Raw genomic sequence first — 486 nt, forward strand, 5'->3', positions numbered from 1 at the left:
GGTTGGCCGCTCCAGGTGTTCCTCACGGGCGCGAGACCGATACGCCGACGGAGTCTCCCCGCAGAACTGACTGAAGCATCGGGTGAACGAGCTGAGGTTCTCGAATCCCACGGCTGTGGCAGTGGCCTGCACCGACTGATCCGGCCCGGCCAGCAGCGCCATGGCCCGCAGCATCCGCGCATGCAGAAGGTATGTCCGCCAAGAGATTCCGATCGTCTCGGCGAACAAGCGCCGCAACGTCCGCTCGGATACCGCAACGGCCCGGCTGACATCCTCGGCGGTCACCGAGGCGAGGTGTTCCTTGGTGTGGGCCAGCGCGGCGGCCACGATCGGGTGCTCGGTGGTCGGCAGACTCAGCGGCGCCTCGTGATCGAGCGCGTCGGCGACGAGGTTGGCCAGGGTCCGGAAGAACGTATCGGACGTGTCGTCGCCGTGCGCACGGTCGACCGGCCAGCGCAGCCCGTAGATCATCATCTCGCGGATCAG

Annotated in this window: 1 protein-coding gene; it reads right to left on the reverse strand. The window is 67.3% G+C overall.

Annotated features, from left to right (window positions below):
• On the reverse strand, positions 1 to 486 hold a 486-nt coding region (locus tag RM844_RS32270), incomplete at both ends, for a helix-turn-helix transcriptional regulator (protein ID WP_311671004.1).

The organism is Streptomyces chisholmiae (genome assembly GCF_031845445.1).
Classification (GTDB): Bacteria; Actinomycetota; Actinomycetes; order Streptomycetales; family Streptomycetaceae; genus Streptomyces; species Streptomyces chisholmiae.